The organism is Allobosea sp. Root670, from assembly GCF_001429415.1.
Taxonomy (GTDB): domain Bacteria; phylum Pseudomonadota; class Alphaproteobacteria; order Rhizobiales; family Beijerinckiaceae; genus Allobosea; species Allobosea robiniae.
On record NZ_LMJU01000001.1, the window covers coordinates 186595 to 203655 of the forward strand.

A 17061-nucleotide genomic window follows, 5' to 3' on the forward strand; every position below is an offset into this window, starting at 1 on the left:
CGTTGCGGCATTCCCCGCGCTGACGGTTTGCCGGGTTCGCCCGGCCATTTTCTTTTCCGAGGGCCTCTGGCCCGCATGGCTCGAGGATAGACCCATGGCCAAGGCCGTGACGATCAAGATCAAACTGCTTTCGACCGCCGACACCGGCTTCTTCTACGTGACGAAGAAAAACTCGCGTACGATGACCGAGAAGATGTCGAAGAAGAAGTACGACCCCGTCGCGCGCAAGCACGTCGAGTTCAAGGAAACCAAGATCAAGTGAGGCGATAGCCTCCCGATCTGATTTCGCTTTGAAAAACCGCCCTTTCGGGCGGTTTTTTCGTTTGGAACTTCAAGGTCGCGGCGGCCGGATCAATCGCCGCCGCAGGCCTAAGAACGGCGCCACCTCGCGCCTACCCGCAATAGGCGCGGACGATCCTGCCGGTCTTCGGGTCGGTCTCGATCGTCACCCGCTCCTTGCGATAGTCCATCGTCACGCCCTGCCCCGGCCGAATCTGCCGGACGATCGATGCGCCCGTGACCTGCTGGGCCTCGGCATCACTGATGCGCCCCTTGCCCGCCAGCGTCTCGGCCGCATCTTCCCGGCATAGGCCGGGCAAGCCGGGCGCAGCTCCCACAGGAGCCTGCTGCGCATCGCTCTGGCAGGCCGCGAGCATCAGTGCGGCAAGCGACAGGGTTCCAGCGGCAAGGCATCTCCGACCAGACATCGAGGCAATTCCTTTCATCGCAATGGAACGACGCCGGAAGGCTCTACAAGCGCCATGCGGCGCATCCATGGCGGGCGGCCGAGCCGTTCAGACGACCATGGCCGACCCATCCAGGCTGGCGGGAAGCTGGGGCCGCCACATCGCCAGAGCGCTGCGGCCGGCTTCGGTGAGCGCGTAGATACCGCGCCCGGACCGCTCGAACCAGCCATAGACATTGCGATGCAGGATCTTCTGGGCGTCCGGACAGGAGGGCTTGAGGTCCCGCGGCCGCTTCGGCTCCCCGGCCATCGCCGCGGCACAGGCCAGCGCCTGCTGGCGATAAGCCGTCATGATCGGCCGGCGCGTGCCGCCGCCCATCGCCGGATCGCCCTGGCGGCGCTTGTGCTCATCCACCAGCCGCGAGCGCCGGCGCGGGTCCTTGCGCGGCGTGGGCGCCACCGGAGACACCAGGATATCGACATGTCCGGATTTGGAGACCCCGAGCAATCCGAAGCCGAGTCGCCGGCAGAGGTTGCGATAGCGCGGATCGCTTTCGCGCCCCTTGCCCCTGGCAGAGAGCTGGGCTGCGAGCCAGATCTCGTCGCCGAGGCTCATCCGGTCGACGCCCTGCAGGATGAGCTCGAGATTGAAGCTCAGCTTCAGCTCGCCGATCACCACGACAGACGGATCATCGTCGCGCAGGCCGACGAGATCGCAATGCCCGATCTCGCCCTTCACGGCGTAGCCGAGCCCTTCGAGGAAGCGCTTGACGGGCAGATAGAGCGATGTTTCCACATCCACCTCCGGACAACAGAACGGCATAGATGCCAGACAGTCGTTTCGGAGAGGCAAACGGTGCCGCGCATTCTCAGGCGCGCACCACCCGCGTCGCGATCGCCAGCCCTGCCAGCGCCATCTCGTCGATCTCGATGCCAAGCCCGGGCACTTCCGACACCTGATAGCCGTCTCCGACGATCATCGGCCCCTGCCGGACGAACTGGCTGCGCGAGGGCGGATTGTCGTTCTCGTAGGATTCGAGGATCACGAAATTGGGCACCAGCGCCGCCAGCGTCACCGATGCGGCGATCGCAACGGGTCCGTGCGGATTATGCGGCACGACGCCGATATTGTAGGTCTCGGCCGCGTTGGCGATCTTGATCGCCTCGGTCAGCCCTCCGACGCGGATGATCGAGGGTTGCACCAGCCCGACCGCCTGCCGCTCGATGATCTCCGCGAATTGCCGGCGGGAATGCAGCCTTTCTCCGAAGGCGATGCGGGTCCGCGTGGCCGATGACAGCCGTGCCAGCGCATCCGCGCTCTGGAACTCGGTCGGTTCCTCGACGAAGACGAGGTCGCAATCAGCCACGCCGGAGCAGAACTGCGCCGCCGAGGCCCAGTCGAGCCGGCGCCAGAGATCGACCATCAACCCGATCGACGGGCCGACGGCGTCGCGAACCGCCCGTACCTCCGCCACCGCTTTCGGGACGTCGTGCTGCCGAACGCGATACTGGAGCTGATCGGCGGTCCCGAACGGATACCATTTCAGGGCGGTGGCGCCGCGCGAAACCGCGTCCTGCGCCTTCCGGATCAGGTCCTGCGTCGACCGGTATCCGGCCCACCACTGATTCAGGTAGACGCCGACGCGATCGCGCACGGCGCCGCCGAGGAGCTTGTGCACCGGCAGGCCGTAAGCCTTGCCGGCGATGTCCCACAGCGCCTGGTCGATCGCGGCGAGCGCCGCCATGCTGCTGGCGCCCTCGCCCCAATAGACCTTGTCCTTGAGCAGTGCCCAATGCTTCGCGACCGTGGTCGGATCCTGCCCCGCTATGGCCCGAAAGCCTTCCTCGATACCGGCGGCGACAGACGGCCAGCGATGGTCGAGCGTCGCCTCGCCGAAACCGACGATTCCCCGGTCGGTCTGGATGGCCGCGTAGAGGTAATGCTTGTTGGCATCCGCGAGCACATAGGTTCGCAGTTCGGCGATTTTCATGGCCCGTCCCCTGCGCCCTGCTCCGTGCGATTACCGGCCGGCCGCGGCCGTCACGATGATCTCGACAAGGACGTCCGGCGCCCCCATCTCGCACTGAGCCGTCGCGCGGGTCGGCGCGGCGTTCGGTGCGGTCCAGGCATTCCAGATCTCGTTCATGCCCTCGAAATCGCGAGCGAGATCCTTGATCCAGATCTGCGCGGTCAATACGCGGCTCTTGTCGGTTCCCGCCCTGGCGAGGAACTGCTCGATCTTTTCGAGCGTCTGCCGGGTCTGCCCCTTGATGTCCTGGCTGCGATCGTCGGCGGTCATGCCGCCCACATAGACGACGCCGTTGTAGACGACGACGCGGCTGCGGCGCGGATCGGTTTCGATGCGGACGATGTCGTTCATGGTCTTCTCCTCGTGGTGAAATGGGGGACGGGAATTCAATCGACGAAGTCGCCGAGCATGACCGGCTTGATCGGCGCCCTGATGCGGTAGTAGCCCACGTCGTCAGGGGTCGCGCCGCGCGCCTCGGCGATGATCTCCGTCACCGTCAGTCCGCACAGACGCCCCTGACAGGGCCCCATTCCGCAGCGGCCGAACGCCTTGGTCTGGTTCGGGCCGCGGCAGCCGAGCTCGACATAGCCGCGGATCTGCCCAGCCGTGACCTCTTCGCACCGGCAGACGATGACCGCAGGGTCACGCGGGATGCGGTTCGCATCGGCCGGCCGGTAGAGGCTGTTCAGGAAGCGCCGGATATGGCTTTGCCGTTCGAGTAGAGCCAGCAGCGCCGCGCGCCGGCCGGCGTCGACGGCGCGGCCGGTACGCTCCGCGACGGCGAGCGCCGACAGCCTTCCCTGGGTCTCCGATGCCTGCGCACCGACGATCGCCCGGCTGTCTCCTGCAACGTAGATCGGCGTTTCGCCCAGCCGGCCCCAACGGTCCGTTTCGGGCAACCAGCACAGCTGTTCGCCGTCCCAGCGATGGGCCGCCCCCGTCGACCATGACAGCTGCGTATTCGGCACGACGCCCTGATGCAGCAGGACCAGCGAAGCAGGCAGCGTCACCCGCCGACCGCGATGGAGAAAGGAGAGGCCCTCGGCTTGCCGCTCACCCTCGATCGCGAGATCGCTTGCGGCAGAATAGAACCTGACGCCGTGCCGGCGCAGCGTCGCGAACAGCTTGAGGCCCTTGGCGAGATCGCGCCAGCCGCGCAGGGCACCGACACCGTGCCGTATGGCGCCCAGATAGCCCGACCCTGCCGTCGTATCGACGATGGCCGCGATCGTCACGCCGGCGCAGAGATATTGCCAGGCGAGGAGGTAGAGCAACGGGCCGCAACCGGCCAGGACGACCGGCCCGCTGGGCAGGGCGCCGGAGCCTTTCAGCAGGATCTGCGCGGCGCCTGCTCCGAGGACGCCGGGAAGCGTCCAGCCCCGGATCGGAAACGGCCGTTCCATGGCGCCGCTGGCGAGCAGCACGGCCTTGCCGACGACCTGTCGCGATCGTCCATCCGCGACATAGTCCACGGCACCGTTCGGTGCGACGTTCCAGACGGTTGCTCCCTGCAGATGCCCGGCACCGCTGCCGCGGAACTCGGCCGCGAGACTGCGCCCGGCCTCGTAATCCCTGCCGAGAACCGCGATGCGATCGGCGGGCGCGGCTTCGATGTTGCGATAGATCTGCCCGCCGAGCGCCGGCTGTTCGTCGAGAACGATGACCGAGAGACCGAGCGCGCGCGCCTCGCAGGCCGCAGCCATGCCCGCCGGCCCGCAACCGACGACGACGAGATCCGCCGCAGCGCTCATGGCTCTTCTCCCGGGCTGATTGCGTCGAGATGGGCCGCACCGAGCTGGCGCGCGACGACCATCCCTTCGCGGACGGGAATCAGGCAGCTTTGCCGCGCCGGCACCCCGTCGATCTCGACGAGACATTCAAAGCAGACGCCCATCATGCAGTAAGGGCCGCGCGGAACACCGCCGACGACGCTCGACCGAAATTCCCTGACGCCGCCGACGAGCAGGGCCGCGGCAACCGTGATGCCGGCTGGAACCCGCAAGGGCGTGCCCTCGAAGACGATCGTGACCGAGGCGCCGGCCGGCGCGTCCGGCACGGTGAAGAGCGGTTCAATGGTCATGGGAGAAGCTCGCATCGGCGTCCAGGAAGCGATCGCCGGTGAACACCTCGAACCCGGCCGGCACCTGCGAGAGACCGGCCATCCAGGGGCCGAGGACGTAGCAATGGGCCGCCGCGAGCGTGACGCCGCTATGGCTGGTGGCGAGGAAGGCCCCGGGGCAGGACACCGATTCCTGGTAGATCGGGTAACCGTCCGGGGTCAGCGGCCGCAGGGCGCCCCAGGCCCGGACAAGGCGCGCGCGCGCCAGGGCCGGAAAGGTTTCGACCGCGCGGCGTGCCAGCACCTCGATCTTGTCGGTCGTCGTGCCGTCGTCGAGGCCGACATCCTCGGAGGTCGAACCGATCTGGACGCTGCCCTCCCGCGTCTGCCGGCACTTGTTCGTGGGGTAGTCGAGGAACGGCTTCAGCCGCTCGGTGATGAGGACCTGGCCGCGCGTGGATGCGATGGGGGCGTGCAGGCCGACCTGAGAGGCCAATCCGGCATTACCGAGTCCTGCCGCGAGCACGATCCGGTCGCTCTTCCAGCTCTGGCGATCCTGCGAGACCGCCTCGAAGGACCCGTTGGCGGGATCGTGCCTGATCTCGGCAATGTCGACGCCGGTGATCACATCCGCCCCGCGATGGCGCAGCGCGGCGTGCAGGCCGCGCAGCAGCATCAGGGGATTGGCATGGCCATCGAGCGGACAGAAGCTCCCGCCCACCACGGCCGGCCCGATCCCGGGGAGATATTGCCGGAGCTCGGAGGGGTCCATCATCTTGAAGGGGATGCCGCCGACCTCGCGATCGATCCGTTCCAGAAGATCGGCGCGCGCCCTGACATCGGCATCGTTGAAGCCCAGCCAGAAGCCCCCCGGCTGTTCGAGACCGGCATCGACATCGGTCAGATCGACCAGTTCCTTCTGCAGGTTCGGCCAGAGCTTCAGCGCATCGCGGCTCCAGCTCGCGTAGCGGGGCATCTTGCCGCCCTTGCTCGAGACCCAGACCAGGCCGAAATTGCCGCGCGAGGCGCGAAACGCGGTATCTCCCTGGTCGAGAACGCGGACGCGCATTCCCGCCCGCAGCGCTCCGTAGGCAATGGCGGCCCCGACAAGCCCGCCCCCTACCACCGTCATCGTCTGGCTGCTCATGTCCGCAACTCCGGTCCAGACCGGCTTTCGTCTCGAATTTCGGGCGCAACTGTCCTGCCGGCGCCGATCGGGCGACCGGTCGGGACGGTCGTTTCGGCTATTTCTTTCCGATGAGAACCCTGTCCAGGCCGACCATGCGGTCGAGGATGAACATGAAGGCCATCGTTCCCAGGATCAGGATGGTGGAGACCGACGTCGTCACCGGGTCCGTGAGCTGGGATATGCGGTTGTAGAGCGCGACGGGCAGCGTCGTGGTTCCGGGCGTCGCGACGAAGATCGTCATCGTGACCTCGTCGAAGCTCTGGATGAAGGCGAGCACCCATCCCGCGGCAACGCCCGGCAGGATGAGCGGCAGGAGAATGCGGCGGAAGGCGACCGCTCGCGAGGCGCCGAGCGACCGGGCGGCCGTCTCCGCGTCACGTTCGAGCCCGATCACGGCGGCGAGCGTCAGCCGCAGCGAGTACGGCACGACGGTGATCGCATGAACGAGCACCAGGGCCACGAAGGAGCCGGTCCACTCCATGATCGAGAAAAAGCGCAGGAAGGCGACGCCGAGCACGACATGGGGGATCATCAGCGGCGACATCAGGAACGCCATCAACCCGTCGCGTCCGAAAAACCGATGACGGGCGATCGCGAGCGCCGCGGGCACGGCGACGATCGTCGCCAATGTCGCCGAGGCCAGACCGAGCCAGATCGACAGCCAGAACGCGCTGATGAGTTCCGGCGCCGCCAGGATTTCCCGATACCAGCGCAGCGACATGCCGTCGAAGGGCATCGACAGGTATTCCTTGTCGGAGAGCGAGACCAGCATCACCACGACCAGCGGCGCCAGGATGAACACGGTGAGCAGCGCATGGAAGATCAGCGCCAGCGGTCCGTTCCTTGAGATGTCCCGGCCGCTCATGCGAACACCTGCTTGAAACGCCGCTCGACGAGCCGGTTGCAGCCGACGATGATCAGGATGTTGGCAAGCAGCAGCAGCACCGCGATCGCGGCTCCGAGCGGCCAATTCAGCGAGTTGAAGAACTCGTCGTAGAGCGTGGTGGCGACGACCTTGACCCTGCGCCCGCCGATGATCGCCGGGGTGGCATAGGCCGATGCCGCCAGGGCGAAGACGATGATGGCTCCGGACAGGATGCCGGGCATCAGCTGCGGCAGCATGATGCGGCGGAAGGTGGTGAAAGGTCCCGCTCCGAGCGAGCGGGCCGCGTGCTCGATCTGCCCGTCGAGGCGCTGCATGGCGCTCCACACGGCGATGACCATGAAGGGCAGGAAAACATGGGTCAGGACGATGATGACGCCCGTCATCGAGAACAGCAGCCGGATCGGCTCATCCACCAGGCCGAGCCCGCGAAGCACCGTGTTCACCACGCCCTGGCTGCCGAGCAGCACCGACCATCCCAGCGTGCGCACGACGACGGAGATCAGCAGCGGTCCGAGGATCACGACGAAGAAGGTGCCGCGCCAGACCGGCTTCATCTTGGCGAGGATCAGGGTCTCGGGCACCCCGAGGACGATGCAGATCAGCGTGACGGCGAGCGCCATCCCGCCCGTCCGCAGGAAGATTTCCCGGTAGTAGCCGTCGAGCAGGATTTCGAGATAGTTGCCGAAACCATAGCTCTGCTGGATGCCGCGCATGCCGTCGAAGGCGTTGAACGACAGTATCGCAGTCAGAACCAGCGGAATGGCCAGCAAGGCGAGAAAGAGCGCGAGAGCCGGCAGCGAGAGCAGCCAGGGCAGGCCGCGGCTGGTCTGGGGGGTCGAGCTAGCCATCGGAACGCTCCGTCGCGATGACGCGCAGATCCTCGGCGTTCCAGCTCACTCCGATCGTTTCCCCCTCCTCGGGCTGCACTGTCCCGGTATTCTGCTGGGTGATACGAAGCATGCCGAGTTCGGTCTCGATTTCGTAGATCCACGACCCGCCGAGGAACAGGCGGGTACTGACACGCCCCTGGAGGGTGGCCTGGTCTGGCGAGCCGAGGCGCAGGCGCTCCGGACGGACGAACACGGCGATCTCGGGCCCCGCCTGATCTTTCGCGACCCTGGTCCGGAACGAGGTCGGTCCGACCCGGACGGTCGCCTCGTCGGCGATCCGGCTTTCGATCCGTCCGCTCAGCACGTTCGTGTGCCCAAGGAAGCTCGACGCGAATTGCGATGCCGGCCTGTCGTAGACCTCCTGCGGCGTGCCGAGCTGCGCGATCCCGCCATTCGTCATGACGGCGATCCGGTCGCTCATCGTCATCGCCTCGACCTGATCGTGCGTGACCAGGATCGCGGTGATGCCGAGCCGCCGCTGCAGGGAGCGGAGCTCGACATGCATTTCGCCGCGAAGCTTGGCGTCGAGATTTGACATCGGCTCGTCCAGCAGGAGAACCCGCGGACGGATGGCCAGGGCGCGGGCGATGGCGACACGCTGGCGCTGGCCACCGGACAGCTCACTGGGATAACGCCCCTCGAGACCAGCCAGGCGAACCATCGCCAAGGCCTCTTCGACCCGTCGCTTCAGCTCTCCGCGCTCGACCCGGCGCATCTCGAGGCCGAAGCCGATATTCTGGGCCACGTTCATATGCGGAAAGAGCGCATAGCTCTGGAAGACGACGCCCATGTCGCGCTTCTCCGGCGCGATGCTGGTCAGGTCCTGCCCGTCGACGACGATGCTCCCCGTCGTCGGCGGAACGAAGCCCGCCACCATCTGCAGGGTCGTCGTCTTGCCGCAGCCCGATGGGCCCAGCAGCGAGAGGAATTCGCCTTCGTTCACATCCAGGTCCACGCCGCGAACGGCCTGGACCGGGCCATAGCTCTTCGACAGGGCGCGCAGAGACAAACTGCTCATTTCGATGGGCCTTCGCTTCGACGGCTGCGGAGATCGGGCGCTTGCGCCCTTATCTCTCGATCGTGCGGTTCCAGCGATTGGTCCACTCGGCGCGGTTCTTGTTGATCTCGCTCCACTTGACCGAGATCATCCTGCCGACGCGCTCATCGCCGTAGGGGACCTGCGCAGCCAACTTGTCATCCAGCTTGGTCTGGCGATTGGTGGGGCCGAAGCCTTCCGTGGCCAGCTTCGCCTGGATCTCGGGCGTGACGAGATATTGCAGGAAAGCCTGCGATGCTTCGGGAAGACTGTTCTGGACCACCGGGCAGGCACCGAGCACGAGCGCGGGCGTCCCCTCCTTCGGATACACGAATTCCATCGGGAAGCCGGTGTTCTTCAGTGCGATCGCGCGGCTGCTGCCCCAGACGGCTACGTCGACATCGTTGTTCTGGAACATCTCGGCGAGCTTCGCGGGCGAGGAAGACCAGCTCAGGACGTTCGGCGCCAGCGATTTCCGGATGGAGTCGAAGCCGGGCTCGATATTGCTCTCGTCGCCGCCGTTGATGCGGGCGAACATCACGAGCGTATGGACTCCGTAGGTGCCGGACAGTGAGGAAGCGGTCAGGCGCCCCTCCAGCTTCCTGTCGGTCAGGTCCTTCCAGGAGGTCGGCGCCGGCCAACCCTTCTTCTTGTAGTTCGCAGCATTGTAGGCGATGCCGGTCGCCACCAGCCCGACGCCGATGCCATTTCCGCCGAACTGGGCGAACGGATAGATATCCTTGTAGATCGGGGCGTCGCTCAGCTTGTCGCAATAGCCGAACTGGATCGCCTGATAGAGCGGCCCGTCATCGAAGATGGCGACATTGATCTCCTGCTTGCCGGCCTGAGCCTGCAGCTTCGCGACGATCTCGCTCGAAATCCCGGGAACGTAAGTAATCTTGACGTTATGCTTGGATTCGAACTCGGGAATGATCTGGCTTTGGAAGAGTTTCTGCGTGCTGCCGCCGGGGCCGGCGACATACATGGTTTGCTGAGCCAATGCGGGGGAAGCAAAAGCCAGGGTTCCCGCCAGCAACAGATTACGAAATCGATTCATGACCCCTCCGAATTTTTTATCTGATCTGAGATGCGGCGCGCGCTCCTCCCGCACCACGATCTCATGAGCAGGCAGGCTATGAACCGCCTGTCATTAGAGCAAATAGAAATACACCGGGGGTCTATGCAGTTATGATATAGGCTTCGCCTTCGGCCGCCGCGGATTTCCAGGCCCCGTTCCGGGAGCGGATTGACGCCCGTCCCGGCGCGGTTTTCGCTATTTTTTGCCGCGCTCCCGCACAGCCGAGAGGGCTGCCTTCTCCTCCATCGTCACGGCCTTGAGGATCTCGATGAAGCTGGCGACCAAACGGTTTTCCGGACGCCCCTTCGGATAGATCAGCAAGGCTTCATGCTTGATCGAGGGGCGGAAGGGGCGCATGACGACGCCCAGATGCCGGTAGTCCTGCGCCGCGAGTGGATTGACGATCGCCACGCCGAGCCCTTGTGCGACCAGCGAGCAGGTGATCGTACTGAACGGCGTTTCCAGGGTGATGCGCCGATCGATTCCGGCCTTCGAGAACACCTCGTCGACGTTCGAACGGCCGTGGTCGTTCTGCGCGAAGGAGATATAGGGCTCGTCGGCGAGATCGGCCGGGCGTACCGCCGCCTTGCCGGCCAGGCGATGCTCCGCCGGCATCAGGCAGACCCCGTCGACGCTGTAGAGCTCCTCGCTGGAAAACCCGTAATTCTCGTAGAGATGCGATACGATTCCGACATCGCAGGACATTTCATCCACCCATTGCGACACCGCCGCCGAATGTCCCGCATGAATCGAAATGCCGGTTTCCGGATAGATTTCGGCAAACCGCTTGATCGAGCGCGGGATCAGGCCATGTGCCAGGGTCTGGATCGATCCGATCCGCAGCAGGCCTCCGCTGAACCGGCGAATGCGGTTTGCCGCCTCCTCCAGTCGCCGGAGGCCGTGGAAGCTGCGCTGAACCTCGTTGAAGAACGACAAGCCGTCCGTCGTCGGCACGACCTTTCCCGGCATTCGCTCGAACAGCTGTAACCCCGCGGCCTTTTCCAGTTGCGCGATCGAGCGGCTCACATTCGGCTGCGACGTGTGGAGAATCCGGGCGGCGGCCGTGGTCGATCCGGTGATCATGACCGCGCGAAAGGCCTCGATGTGAGAAAACCGCACTCCCTTGCGCTCCCTTAAGGCGATGTCGTGAACGGGTTCAGCTCCAGCTTTTCGCGAGATCGTCGACGAAGCTCGTCGCCATCATCCTGGCTTCGGTCGCGAATTCCGAGATGAGCGGGAGGTTCCGCGCATCGCGCCCGAAGCAGACCAGGAAGTCCAGCGGTATGGTCGGCTCGAACGGCCTGACGACCACCTGCTTTTCCACGCCTGCGATGAAGAGCGGATGGACGAGCGACACGCCGAGGCCGGCTGCGACGAAATGGCAAAGCGTCGAATTCGAATCGGCCGTCAGGACGACATTGGATCGAACGTCATAGGCGTCGAACATCGCCGAAACCTTCTGCCCCGTATAGGTTTCCGTGTTGAAGGCGACGAACGGGACACCGTTCAGGTCATCGGGGCGGACGACCTTGCGCTCGGCGAGCGGATGCCCCAGCGGCATGATGCAGAGCAGCGGGTGCTCGAACAGCGGTTCGGTGACGATGAACCGGTTCTCGACGCGGGCGGTGACGATCCCGATGTCGAGGACGCGCGTCAGGACATATTCGGGAATCCATTGCGAGCTGGGCGACTTGATCCAGCAATAGACATTCGGATTGCGCTTGAGGAAGCTCATCGTGGTGCGCTGGATATAGGCGCCGCTGAGCGCCGGGATCACGCCCACGACCAGGCGCCCCTGATCTTCGCGCTTGATCAATCCGATCGCGCTTTCGACCTGGCGCACCCCGACGAAGATGCGGGCGACCTCCTCATGCAGCCGCAAGCCCTGCGCAGTGGGAACCAGCCGGCCCTTGTAGCGATCGAAAAGCTTGAGACCGTTGTCCTTCTCCAATTGCATCAGGAGCTTACTCGCGGCCGGCTGCGAGATGTAGAGCGCCTCGGCCGCGCGGCTGACCGTGCCGTGCTCGATCAGAGCCTTGAAGATCTCGATCTGCCTCAGGTTGAGCGCGCGGGGCATGCTATAACTCTGGGAATAGAGTGCGGTCGGATTTCTATTGGACATAATAGTATGCCGCTCCCTACCGTCGTCAACACGGAGGGAACATCATGCGTGGGTCAAGGCTGACGAGGCATTTCGGGGCGGCAAGGCGCGCCTCGGCCGGATCCCGGGCCGGATCATGGCCCCTGGCGACCGGCCGTTAAGAGCCCGGGCCCCGCGTCGAGACATCCGGAAGGCATTTTCATGTTCAGGAAGCTGGATCAGGACACGGGCAGTTCGCTGACGGTCCATGTCGATGGACATCCCGTCCTCGCCATCGCCGGTGAAAGCGTTGCAGCCGTGCTCCTGCGGCAGGCGCCGTTCTGGGCGCGGACAACGCCGGTTTCGGGCGCGCGGCGTGCCCCCTACTGCATGATGGGCGTGTGCTTCGACTGCCTCGCGGTGGTCGACGGCGTGTCGTCGGTCCAGACCTGCCTCGCGCCGGTTCGAGAGGGCATGCGCATCGAGCGCCAGCAGGGCCGGCCGGACGTGACATCATGAGCCGGCGTGTCGATCTCCTCATCGTCGGGGCCGGCCCGGCCGGAATGTCGGCAGCCGTCGTCGCCAAGCGGCATGGTCTGGATGTGCTCGTCGTCGACGAACAGCCCTCGCCCGGCGGGCAGATCTGGCGGAATATCGAGACCGTGGCCGCAACCGCGCGGGCCGACCTTCTCGGCAAGGCCTATGCCGAAGGTGCGGCCGTGGTCCGGCAGTTTCGCGCCAGCGGTGTCGATTACGAGCCGGGCACGCAGGTCTGGCATGTCGAGGCGGGAGCCCGCGCCTTTCTGCGCCGCGGCGGCTCCGCCAGCTCCGTCGCAGCCGATCGCGTGATGTTGGCGACGGGCGCGCAGGAACGCCCGGTGCCCTTCCCAGGCTGGACGCTGCCGGGCGTGATGACGGTCGGCGCGGCACAGATCGTCCTGAAGTCCTCGGGCCAGGTTCCCGACAAGCCGGTCTGGATCGCCGGCTCCGGTCCGCTTCCACTGCTCTATGCGGTCCAGCTGCTGCAGGCGGGCGGAGAGATCGCCGGCTTCCTCGATACCACGCCGCCCGGGCGGGCCGTGGCAGCCATGGCGGCATTGCCCGCGGCCCTGTTCGGCGCGCCGGGCGATCTCCTGAAGGGGCTGGGCTGGATCATCCGGCTCAGGCGGCAGGTTCCCTGTGTCCGGCATGTCGCCGAGATCGAGGCGATCGGCGAGCACGGGCTCGAACGGATCCGCTACGTCACGGCCGACGGCCGCGCCGCGACTGTTCCGGCTGACCTTCTCCTCGTCCATGAAGGCCTCGTCCCGACGATCCATCCCACCCTCGCGCTCGGCTGCCGACACGTCTGGAACAGCGAGCAGGACAGCTTCGCCCCCGAACTGGACGGCTGGGGGGAGACATCGGAGCGGCATGTCTTCGTCGCGGGAGACGGGGCGGGCATCGGCGGCGCCAGGGCCGCCTGCCTGCGGGGCGAACTCGCAGCCCTCGGGATCGCGGCCAGCACGGGCCGGCTGTCCGAAGCGGCGGCGGAAGCCCTCGCGAAGCCGATCCGCTCCCGCCTGGCGGACGCGCTGTCGCCACGCGCATTCCTCGATCGCTACTATCGCCCGCGAGCGGCCGTCTTCGTTCCAGCGGACCGGACCATCGCCTGCCGCTGCGAGGAGGTTCGCGTCGCAACGATCCGCGAGCAGGTCAGCGCCAGCCGGCCCGGGCCGAACCAGGTCAAAGCCTTCACCCGCGTCGGCATGGGCCCGTGCCAGGGTCGCCAATGCAGCTACACGGTCGCCCATGTGCTTGCGGCCGCCGAAGGCCGGGCCGTGCCCGATCTCGGGCTCTACAGGGTCCGCCCGCCGCTCAAGCCGGTCACGCTGGGCGAGCTCGCCGCGCTCGACATGATGGATTCCGTACCATGAGCGGGAAGGCCATCGACACGCTCGTCATCGGCGGAGGGCTTCACGGCCTGTCGGCCGCCCTGCATCTGGCGCGGGCGGGGCGCCGCGTCACGATCCTCGAGAAATCCTGGGTCGGGCGTCACGCCTCGGGAGCGAGCGCTGCCGGTGTCCGCACGCTCAACCGCGACCCCGCCGAGATCCCGATCTCCCTCGAAGCCATGGAGATGTGGCACGGCATCGCGGGGCTCGTTGGAGACAGCTGCGGCTTCCACGCCCATGGCCAGCTCAATATCGCCGAACACGCGCACCACCTGCCCAAGCTCGAGAGCCGTCTCGCCCGCATGCGGGAGGCCGGATACGAGCATGAGGAGCTGATCGACCGGGCCGAGCTGCTGAAGCTCGTGCCGGCGATCTCGCCGCATTGCGTGGGAGCCCTGATCGCCCGGCGCGACGGGGCCGCCGACCCGCACCGGACCCTGCTGGCGTTCCGAAGGAGCGCCGAGGCGGCTGGCGTGACGATCCGCGAGGGCGTCGGGGTCGATGCGATCGAACAAGCCGGGGACGATTGGCACCTGCGCACGCCTGCCGGGGATTTCGCCGCGCCGACGGTGATCAATGCCGCCGGTGCCTGGGCGGGCAAGATCGCCGCGATGCTGGGCGACGACATCCCGCTCGGGCTCAAGGCCTCGATGATGATCGTCACCGAGCGCATCGCGCCGCTGCTCAAGCCCGTGATCAGCATCGTCGGGCGGCCGCTCTCGTTCAAGCAGTCCGAGCAGGGAACGCTGGTCATCGGCGGCGGCCTGCAGGGCCGGGCCGATATCGAGGCCCAGAAGAGCTTCGTCGACTTCCAGGAACTCGCCAAGGGCGCGCGCGCCGCGACGGACCTGTTCCCCTCCATCAGCGCGCTGCGCATCGTCAGGACCTGGGCCGGCATGGAGGCCACGACGAAGGATCACCTGCCGGTGATCTGCGCTTCGCCGAACGCGAAGGGGGCCTTTCACGCCTTCGGCTTTTCGGGACACGGCTTCCAGCTCGTGCCGGTGGTCGGCGCGATCATGGCCGATCTTGTCATCCGCGGCAGCACAGAACGATCGATCGAGGGCTTCGGCGCCAAGCGGCTCATGCAGCAGCGCGCGGCGGCGTGATGCCGGACAACCAGAGGGAGTGAAGGCGAGATGTACCGGATCGGTGTGGACGTGGGCGGGACATTCACGGACTTCGTCATGGTCAATACGGAGGGCGGCCCGACAGCCTTCCACAAGGTGCCGTCGACGCCGGACGACCCGTCGCGGGCGATCGCGTCGGGCATCGTCGAGATGCTCACGCTCAACGCGGTTTCGCCGGAGGATGTCGGCTATGTCGGCCATGGCACGACCGTCGCCACCAACATGGTGATCGAGCGGCGCGGCGTTCCGACCGGCCTCCTGACGACCAAGGGCTTTCGCGACGTGCTGGCGATCGGCCGCCAGACCCGGCCCTCGCTGTTCGACTGGTCGGTGCGCAAGCCCACGGAACTGGTCGAGCGGCACCGCCGGGTCGAGGTCGACGAGCGTCTCGACAAATCCGGGACGACCTTGGCGGCGCCGGACCTCGCGGCGGTGGAGAAGCTCGTCGTCCAGCTACGGGACAGCGGCGTCAAGGCGGTCGCGGTCGGCTTCCTGCACTCCTACCGCAACCCCGAGCACGAGCGGGCGGTACGCGACCTGATCAAGCGGGTCGCGCCCGAGCTCTATGTCAGCGTCTCCTCCGAGGTCGTCGCTGAATTCCGCGAATACGAGCGGTTCTCGACCACCGTGCTCAACGCCTATGTCGGCCCGCATACCCAGAAATATCTGCACCGGCTGCGCGAGAAGATCGCGTCCTCCGGCATCAAGGTCGAGCCGCTGACCTTCCACTCCAATGGCGGGCTCCTGCCGGTGCAGACCGTCGAGGAACTGCCGGTGCTGACCTGCCTCTCGGGACCGGCGGCCGGGGTGATCGGCTCGGCCCGGATCGGCGCCGAGATCGGCGAGAGCGAGATCATCACCTTCGATGTCGGCGGCACCAGCACCGACGTGTCGCTGATCACCGGCGGGCGGGCGCAGTTCACCTCGAGTCGGCTGGTCGCAGGGCATCCGGCCAGGATGCCGATGGTCGACATCCATGTCATCGGCGCCGGCGGCGGCAGCATCGCACGGCTCGACGATGCCGGCGCGCTGAAGGTGGGACCGACCAGCGCCGGCGCGATGCCGGGGCCGATCTCCTATCTGCGCGGCGGCACCGAGGTCACGCTGACGGATGCCAACATCGTGCTCGGCCGGCTGAACCCCGTGGCGCTGCTCGAGGGGCGGATGAAGGTCGATCGCGGCCTGGCCTATGCGGCGATCCGCAGCCAGATCGCCGATCCGCTCGGCATCTCCGTCGAGGACGCCGCGCATGGCGTCGTCAGCATCGCCACCGCCAATATGAGCCGGGCGATCCGCTCGGTCTCGATCGAGCACGGGCACGATCTCGCCGGTTTCACGCTCTTCGCCTTCGGCGGCGCCGGCCCCCTGCACGCCGCCGATGTCGCGGAAGAGTGCGGCCTCAACAAGATCGTCGTGCCGCAGGAGCCCGGCACGCTCTGCGCGCGCGGCGTCCTGCTGTCGGATCTCAGCCGCGACTACGTCCGCACCGCCCTGATCCGCGTGAACGGCGAGAGCTGGGCCGAGCTCGTCGCGCTCGGCGCCGAGCTCTCCGAGGCCGGGCGCGCCTGGCTCGCCACGGAAGCCATTCCCGATGCGGCCAAGGAGCTGCATTTCACGCTCGATGCGCGCTATCGCGGCCAGAGCCACTACATCCCGGTGCCTCTCGACACGCTGAGCGACGGCACGCTCGACGCATTCGCGAGCAGCTTCCATCGCGCCCATGCCGACCAGTTCGGCTACAGCCTGGAGGGCCGCGACATCGAGGTCGTCAATGTCCGGCTCAAGGCGGTCTGCCACGTCAGGAAGGGCGAGAGCGCCGCTCCCGCGCAAGGTTCATCGCTCGATGCCGCCCGGATCGAGACGCGCCAGGTCTATCTCGGCCCCGAGCGCGGCTGGGTCCACACCCCGATCTTTCGGCGCGCGCTCCTGCCCGCCGGCGTGCCGTTCGAGGGGCCGGCGATCGTCGAGGAGATGAGCGGCACGACCGTCGTTCTCCCGCGCCAGAGCGCCGAGGTCGACAGCTTCGGCAACATCCATATCACGCTGCAGCGTTGAGGACCCGAT

Annotated in this window: 18 protein-coding genes; 5 read left to right on the forward strand and 13 right to left on the reverse strand. The window is 66.6% G+C overall.

From position 1 onward, the window contains the following. The first annotated feature begins 94 nt into the window (after positions 1–94). Complete coding sequence (gene rpmG, locus ASE61_RS00845) at positions 95–262, forward strand: 50S ribosomal protein L33 (protein WP_038367996.1); 168 nt, start codon at positions 95–97, stop codon at positions 260–262. A 130-nt stretch (positions 263–392) separates the two neighbouring features. Here rpmG and ASE61_RS00850 read toward each other — a convergent pair whose 3' ends face one another. The 13 genes from ASE61_RS00850 to ASE61_RS00910 form a co-directional block, all read right to left on the reverse strand. After that, positions 393–707, reverse strand: a complete 315-nt coding sequence (locus ASE61_RS00850) for an I78 family peptidase inhibitor (RefSeq protein ID WP_061963742.1) — start codon at positions 705–707, stop codon at positions 393–395. Positions 708–794: 87 nt separating this feature from the next. Next, positions 795–1481 carry a DUF2161 domain-containing phosphodiesterase gene (locus ASE61_RS00855; RefSeq protein ID WP_061963744.1) on the reverse strand — a complete coding sequence of 229 codons (687 nt, stop codon included), beginning with the start codon at positions 1479–1481 and terminating at the stop codon, positions 795–797. A 73-nt stretch (positions 1482–1554) separates the two neighbouring features. After that, positions 1555–2676, reverse strand: coding sequence for a mandelate racemase/muconate lactonizing enzyme family protein (locus ASE61_RS00860; protein ID WP_061963746.1), 1122 nt, complete (start codon positions 2674–2676; stop codon positions 1555–1557). Positions 2677–2706: 30 nt separating this feature from the next. Further along, positions 2707–3066 carry a RidA family protein gene (locus ASE61_RS00865; RefSeq protein WP_061963748.1) on the reverse strand — a complete coding sequence of 120 codons (360 nt, stop codon included), beginning with the start codon at positions 3064–3066 and terminating at the stop codon, positions 2707–2709. Between the two features lie 35 nt (positions 3067–3101). Next, positions 3102–4466, reverse strand: coding sequence for an NAD(P)/FAD-dependent oxidoreductase (locus ASE61_RS00870; RefSeq protein WP_061963750.1), 1365 nt, complete (start codon positions 4464–4466; stop codon positions 3102–3104). Continuing rightward, on the reverse strand, positions 4463–4795 hold the full coding sequence (locus ASE61_RS00875; protein ID WP_061963752.1) for a (2Fe-2S)-binding protein: 333 nt from the start codon (positions 4793–4795) through the stop codon (positions 4463–4465). The genes ASE61_RS00870 and ASE61_RS00875 overlap by 4 nt, the downstream gene beginning before the upstream one ends. Continuing rightward, on the reverse strand, positions 4785–5921 hold the full coding sequence (locus tag ASE61_RS00880) for an NAD(P)/FAD-dependent oxidoreductase (protein ID WP_061963754.1): 1137 nt from the start codon (positions 5919–5921) through the stop codon (positions 4785–4787). The genes ASE61_RS00875 and ASE61_RS00880 overlap by 11 nt, the downstream gene beginning before the upstream one ends. 97 nt (positions 5922–6018) lie before the next feature. Further along, positions 6019–6813, reverse strand: a complete 795-nt coding sequence (locus tag ASE61_RS00885) for an ABC transporter permease (protein WP_061965447.1) — start codon at positions 6811–6813, stop codon at positions 6019–6021. A gap of 11 nt (positions 6814–6824) precedes the next feature. Beyond that, positions 6825–7697, reverse strand: coding sequence for an ABC transporter permease (locus tag ASE61_RS00890; protein WP_061963755.1), 873 nt, complete (start codon positions 7695–7697; stop codon positions 6825–6827). After that, positions 7690–8757, reverse strand: coding sequence for an ABC transporter ATP-binding protein (locus tag ASE61_RS00895; RefSeq protein WP_061963758.1), 1068 nt, complete (start codon positions 8755–8757; stop codon positions 7690–7692). The genes ASE61_RS00890 and ASE61_RS00895 overlap by 8 nt, the downstream gene beginning before the upstream one ends. Positions 8758–8806: 49 nt before the next feature. Further along, positions 8807–9832 carry an ABC transporter substrate-binding protein gene (locus ASE61_RS00900; RefSeq protein ID WP_061963760.1) on the reverse strand — a complete coding sequence of 342 codons (1026 nt, stop codon included), beginning with the start codon at positions 9830–9832 and terminating at the stop codon, positions 8807–8809. A 216-nt stretch (positions 9833–10048) separates the two neighbouring features. Next, entirely contained in the window at positions 10049–10972 is a 924-nt protein-coding gene (locus tag ASE61_RS00905) for a LysR substrate-binding domain-containing protein (RefSeq protein ID WP_200959582.1), read from the reverse strand. Between the two features lie 37 nt (positions 10973–11009). After that, complete coding sequence (locus ASE61_RS00910) at positions 11010–11930, reverse strand: LysR substrate-binding domain-containing protein (protein WP_061963763.1); 921 nt, start codon at positions 11928–11930, stop codon at positions 11010–11012. Positions 11931–12155: 225 nt separating this feature from the next. Here ASE61_RS00910 and ASE61_RS00915 point away from each other — a divergent pair, with 225 nt between their 5' ends. Genes ASE61_RS00915 through ASE61_RS00930 form a run of 4 tightly spaced genes read left to right on the forward strand, consistent with a single transcriptional unit; the run spans position 12156 to position 17052 of the window. Continuing rightward, the gene (locus tag ASE61_RS00915) at positions 12156–12452 is read left to right on the forward strand and encodes a (2Fe-2S)-binding protein (RefSeq protein WP_061963765.1); all 297 of its coding nucleotides are present in this window, start codon (positions 12156–12158) and stop codon (positions 12450–12452) included. Further along, on the forward strand, positions 12449–13849 hold the full coding sequence (locus ASE61_RS00920) for an NAD(P)/FAD-dependent oxidoreductase (protein WP_061963767.1): 1401 nt from the start codon (positions 12449–12451) through the stop codon (positions 13847–13849). The genes ASE61_RS00915 and ASE61_RS00920 overlap by 4 nt, the downstream gene beginning before the upstream one ends. Then, complete coding sequence (locus ASE61_RS00925) at positions 13846–14976, forward strand: NAD(P)/FAD-dependent oxidoreductase (RefSeq protein WP_061963769.1); 1131 nt, start codon at positions 13846–13848, stop codon at positions 14974–14976. Before ASE61_RS00920 ends, ASE61_RS00925 begins: the two co-directional genes overlap by 4 nt. A 30-nt stretch (positions 14977–15006) precedes the next feature. After that, a complete protein-coding gene (locus ASE61_RS00930) occupies positions 15007–17052 on the forward strand; it encodes a hydantoinase/oxoprolinase family protein (protein WP_061963771.1) in 2046 nt (681 codons plus the stop codon). Positions 17053–17061: the final 9 nt, after the last annotated feature.

Bases quoted from the DNA above. Each gene is read 5' to 3' on its own strand.
- ASE61_RS00930 (WP_061963771.1), top strand. From the start codon at position 15,007: ATGTACCGGATCGGTGTGGACGTGGGCGGGACATTCACGGACTTCGTC.
- ASE61_RS00920 (WP_061963767.1), top strand. From the start codon at position 12,449: ATGAGCCGGCGTGTCGATCTCCTCATCGTCGGGGCCGGCCCGGCCGGA.
- ASE61_RS00895 (WP_061963758.1), bottom strand. From the start codon at position 8,757: ATGAGCAGTTTGTCTCTGCGCGCCCTGTCGAAGAGCTATGGCCCGGTC.
- ASE61_RS00875 (WP_061963752.1), bottom strand. From the start codon at position 4,795: ATGACCATTGAACCGCTCTTCACCGTGCCGGACGCGCCGGCCGGCGCC.
- ASE61_RS00870 (WP_061963750.1), bottom strand. From the start codon at position 4,466: ATGAGCGCTGCGGCGGATCTCGTCGTCGTCGGTTGCGGGCCGGCGGGC.
- ASE61_RS00925 (WP_061963769.1), top strand. From the start codon at position 13,846: ATGAGCGGGAAGGCCATCGACACGCTCGTCATCGGCGGAGGGCTTCAC.
- ASE61_RS00880 (WP_061963754.1), bottom strand. From the start codon at position 5,921: ATGAGCAGCCAGACGATGACGGTGGTAGGGGGCGGGCTTGTCGGGGCC.
- ASE61_RS00915 (WP_061963765.1), top strand. From the start codon at position 12,156: ATGTTCAGGAAGCTGGATCAGGACACGGGCAGTTCGCTGACGGTCCAT.
- ASE61_RS00900 (WP_061963760.1), bottom strand. From the start codon at position 9,832: ATGAATCGATTTCGTAATCTGTTGCTGGCGGGAACCCTGGCTTTTGCT.
- ASE61_RS00910 (WP_061963763.1), bottom strand. From the start codon at position 11,930: ATGCCCCGCGCGCTCAACCTGAGGCAGATCGAGATCTTCAAGGCTCTG.
- ASE61_RS00890 (WP_061963755.1), bottom strand. From the start codon at position 7,697: ATGGCTAGCTCGACCCCCCAGACCAGCCGCGGCCTGCCCTGGCTGCTC.
- ASE61_RS00850 (WP_061963742.1), bottom strand. From the start codon at position 707: ATGTCTGGTCGGAGATGCCTTGCCGCTGGAACCCTGTCGCTTGCCGCA.
- rpmG (WP_038367996.1), top strand. From the start codon at position 95: ATGGCCAAGGCCGTGACGATCAAGATCAAACTGCTTTCGACCGCCGAC.
- ASE61_RS00865 (WP_061963748.1), bottom strand. From the start codon at position 3,066: ATGAACGACATCGTCCGCATCGAAACCGATCCGCGCCGCAGCCGCGTC.
- ASE61_RS00860 (WP_061963746.1), bottom strand. From the start codon at position 2,676: ATGAAAATCGCCGAACTGCGAACCTATGTGCTCGCGGATGCCAACAAG.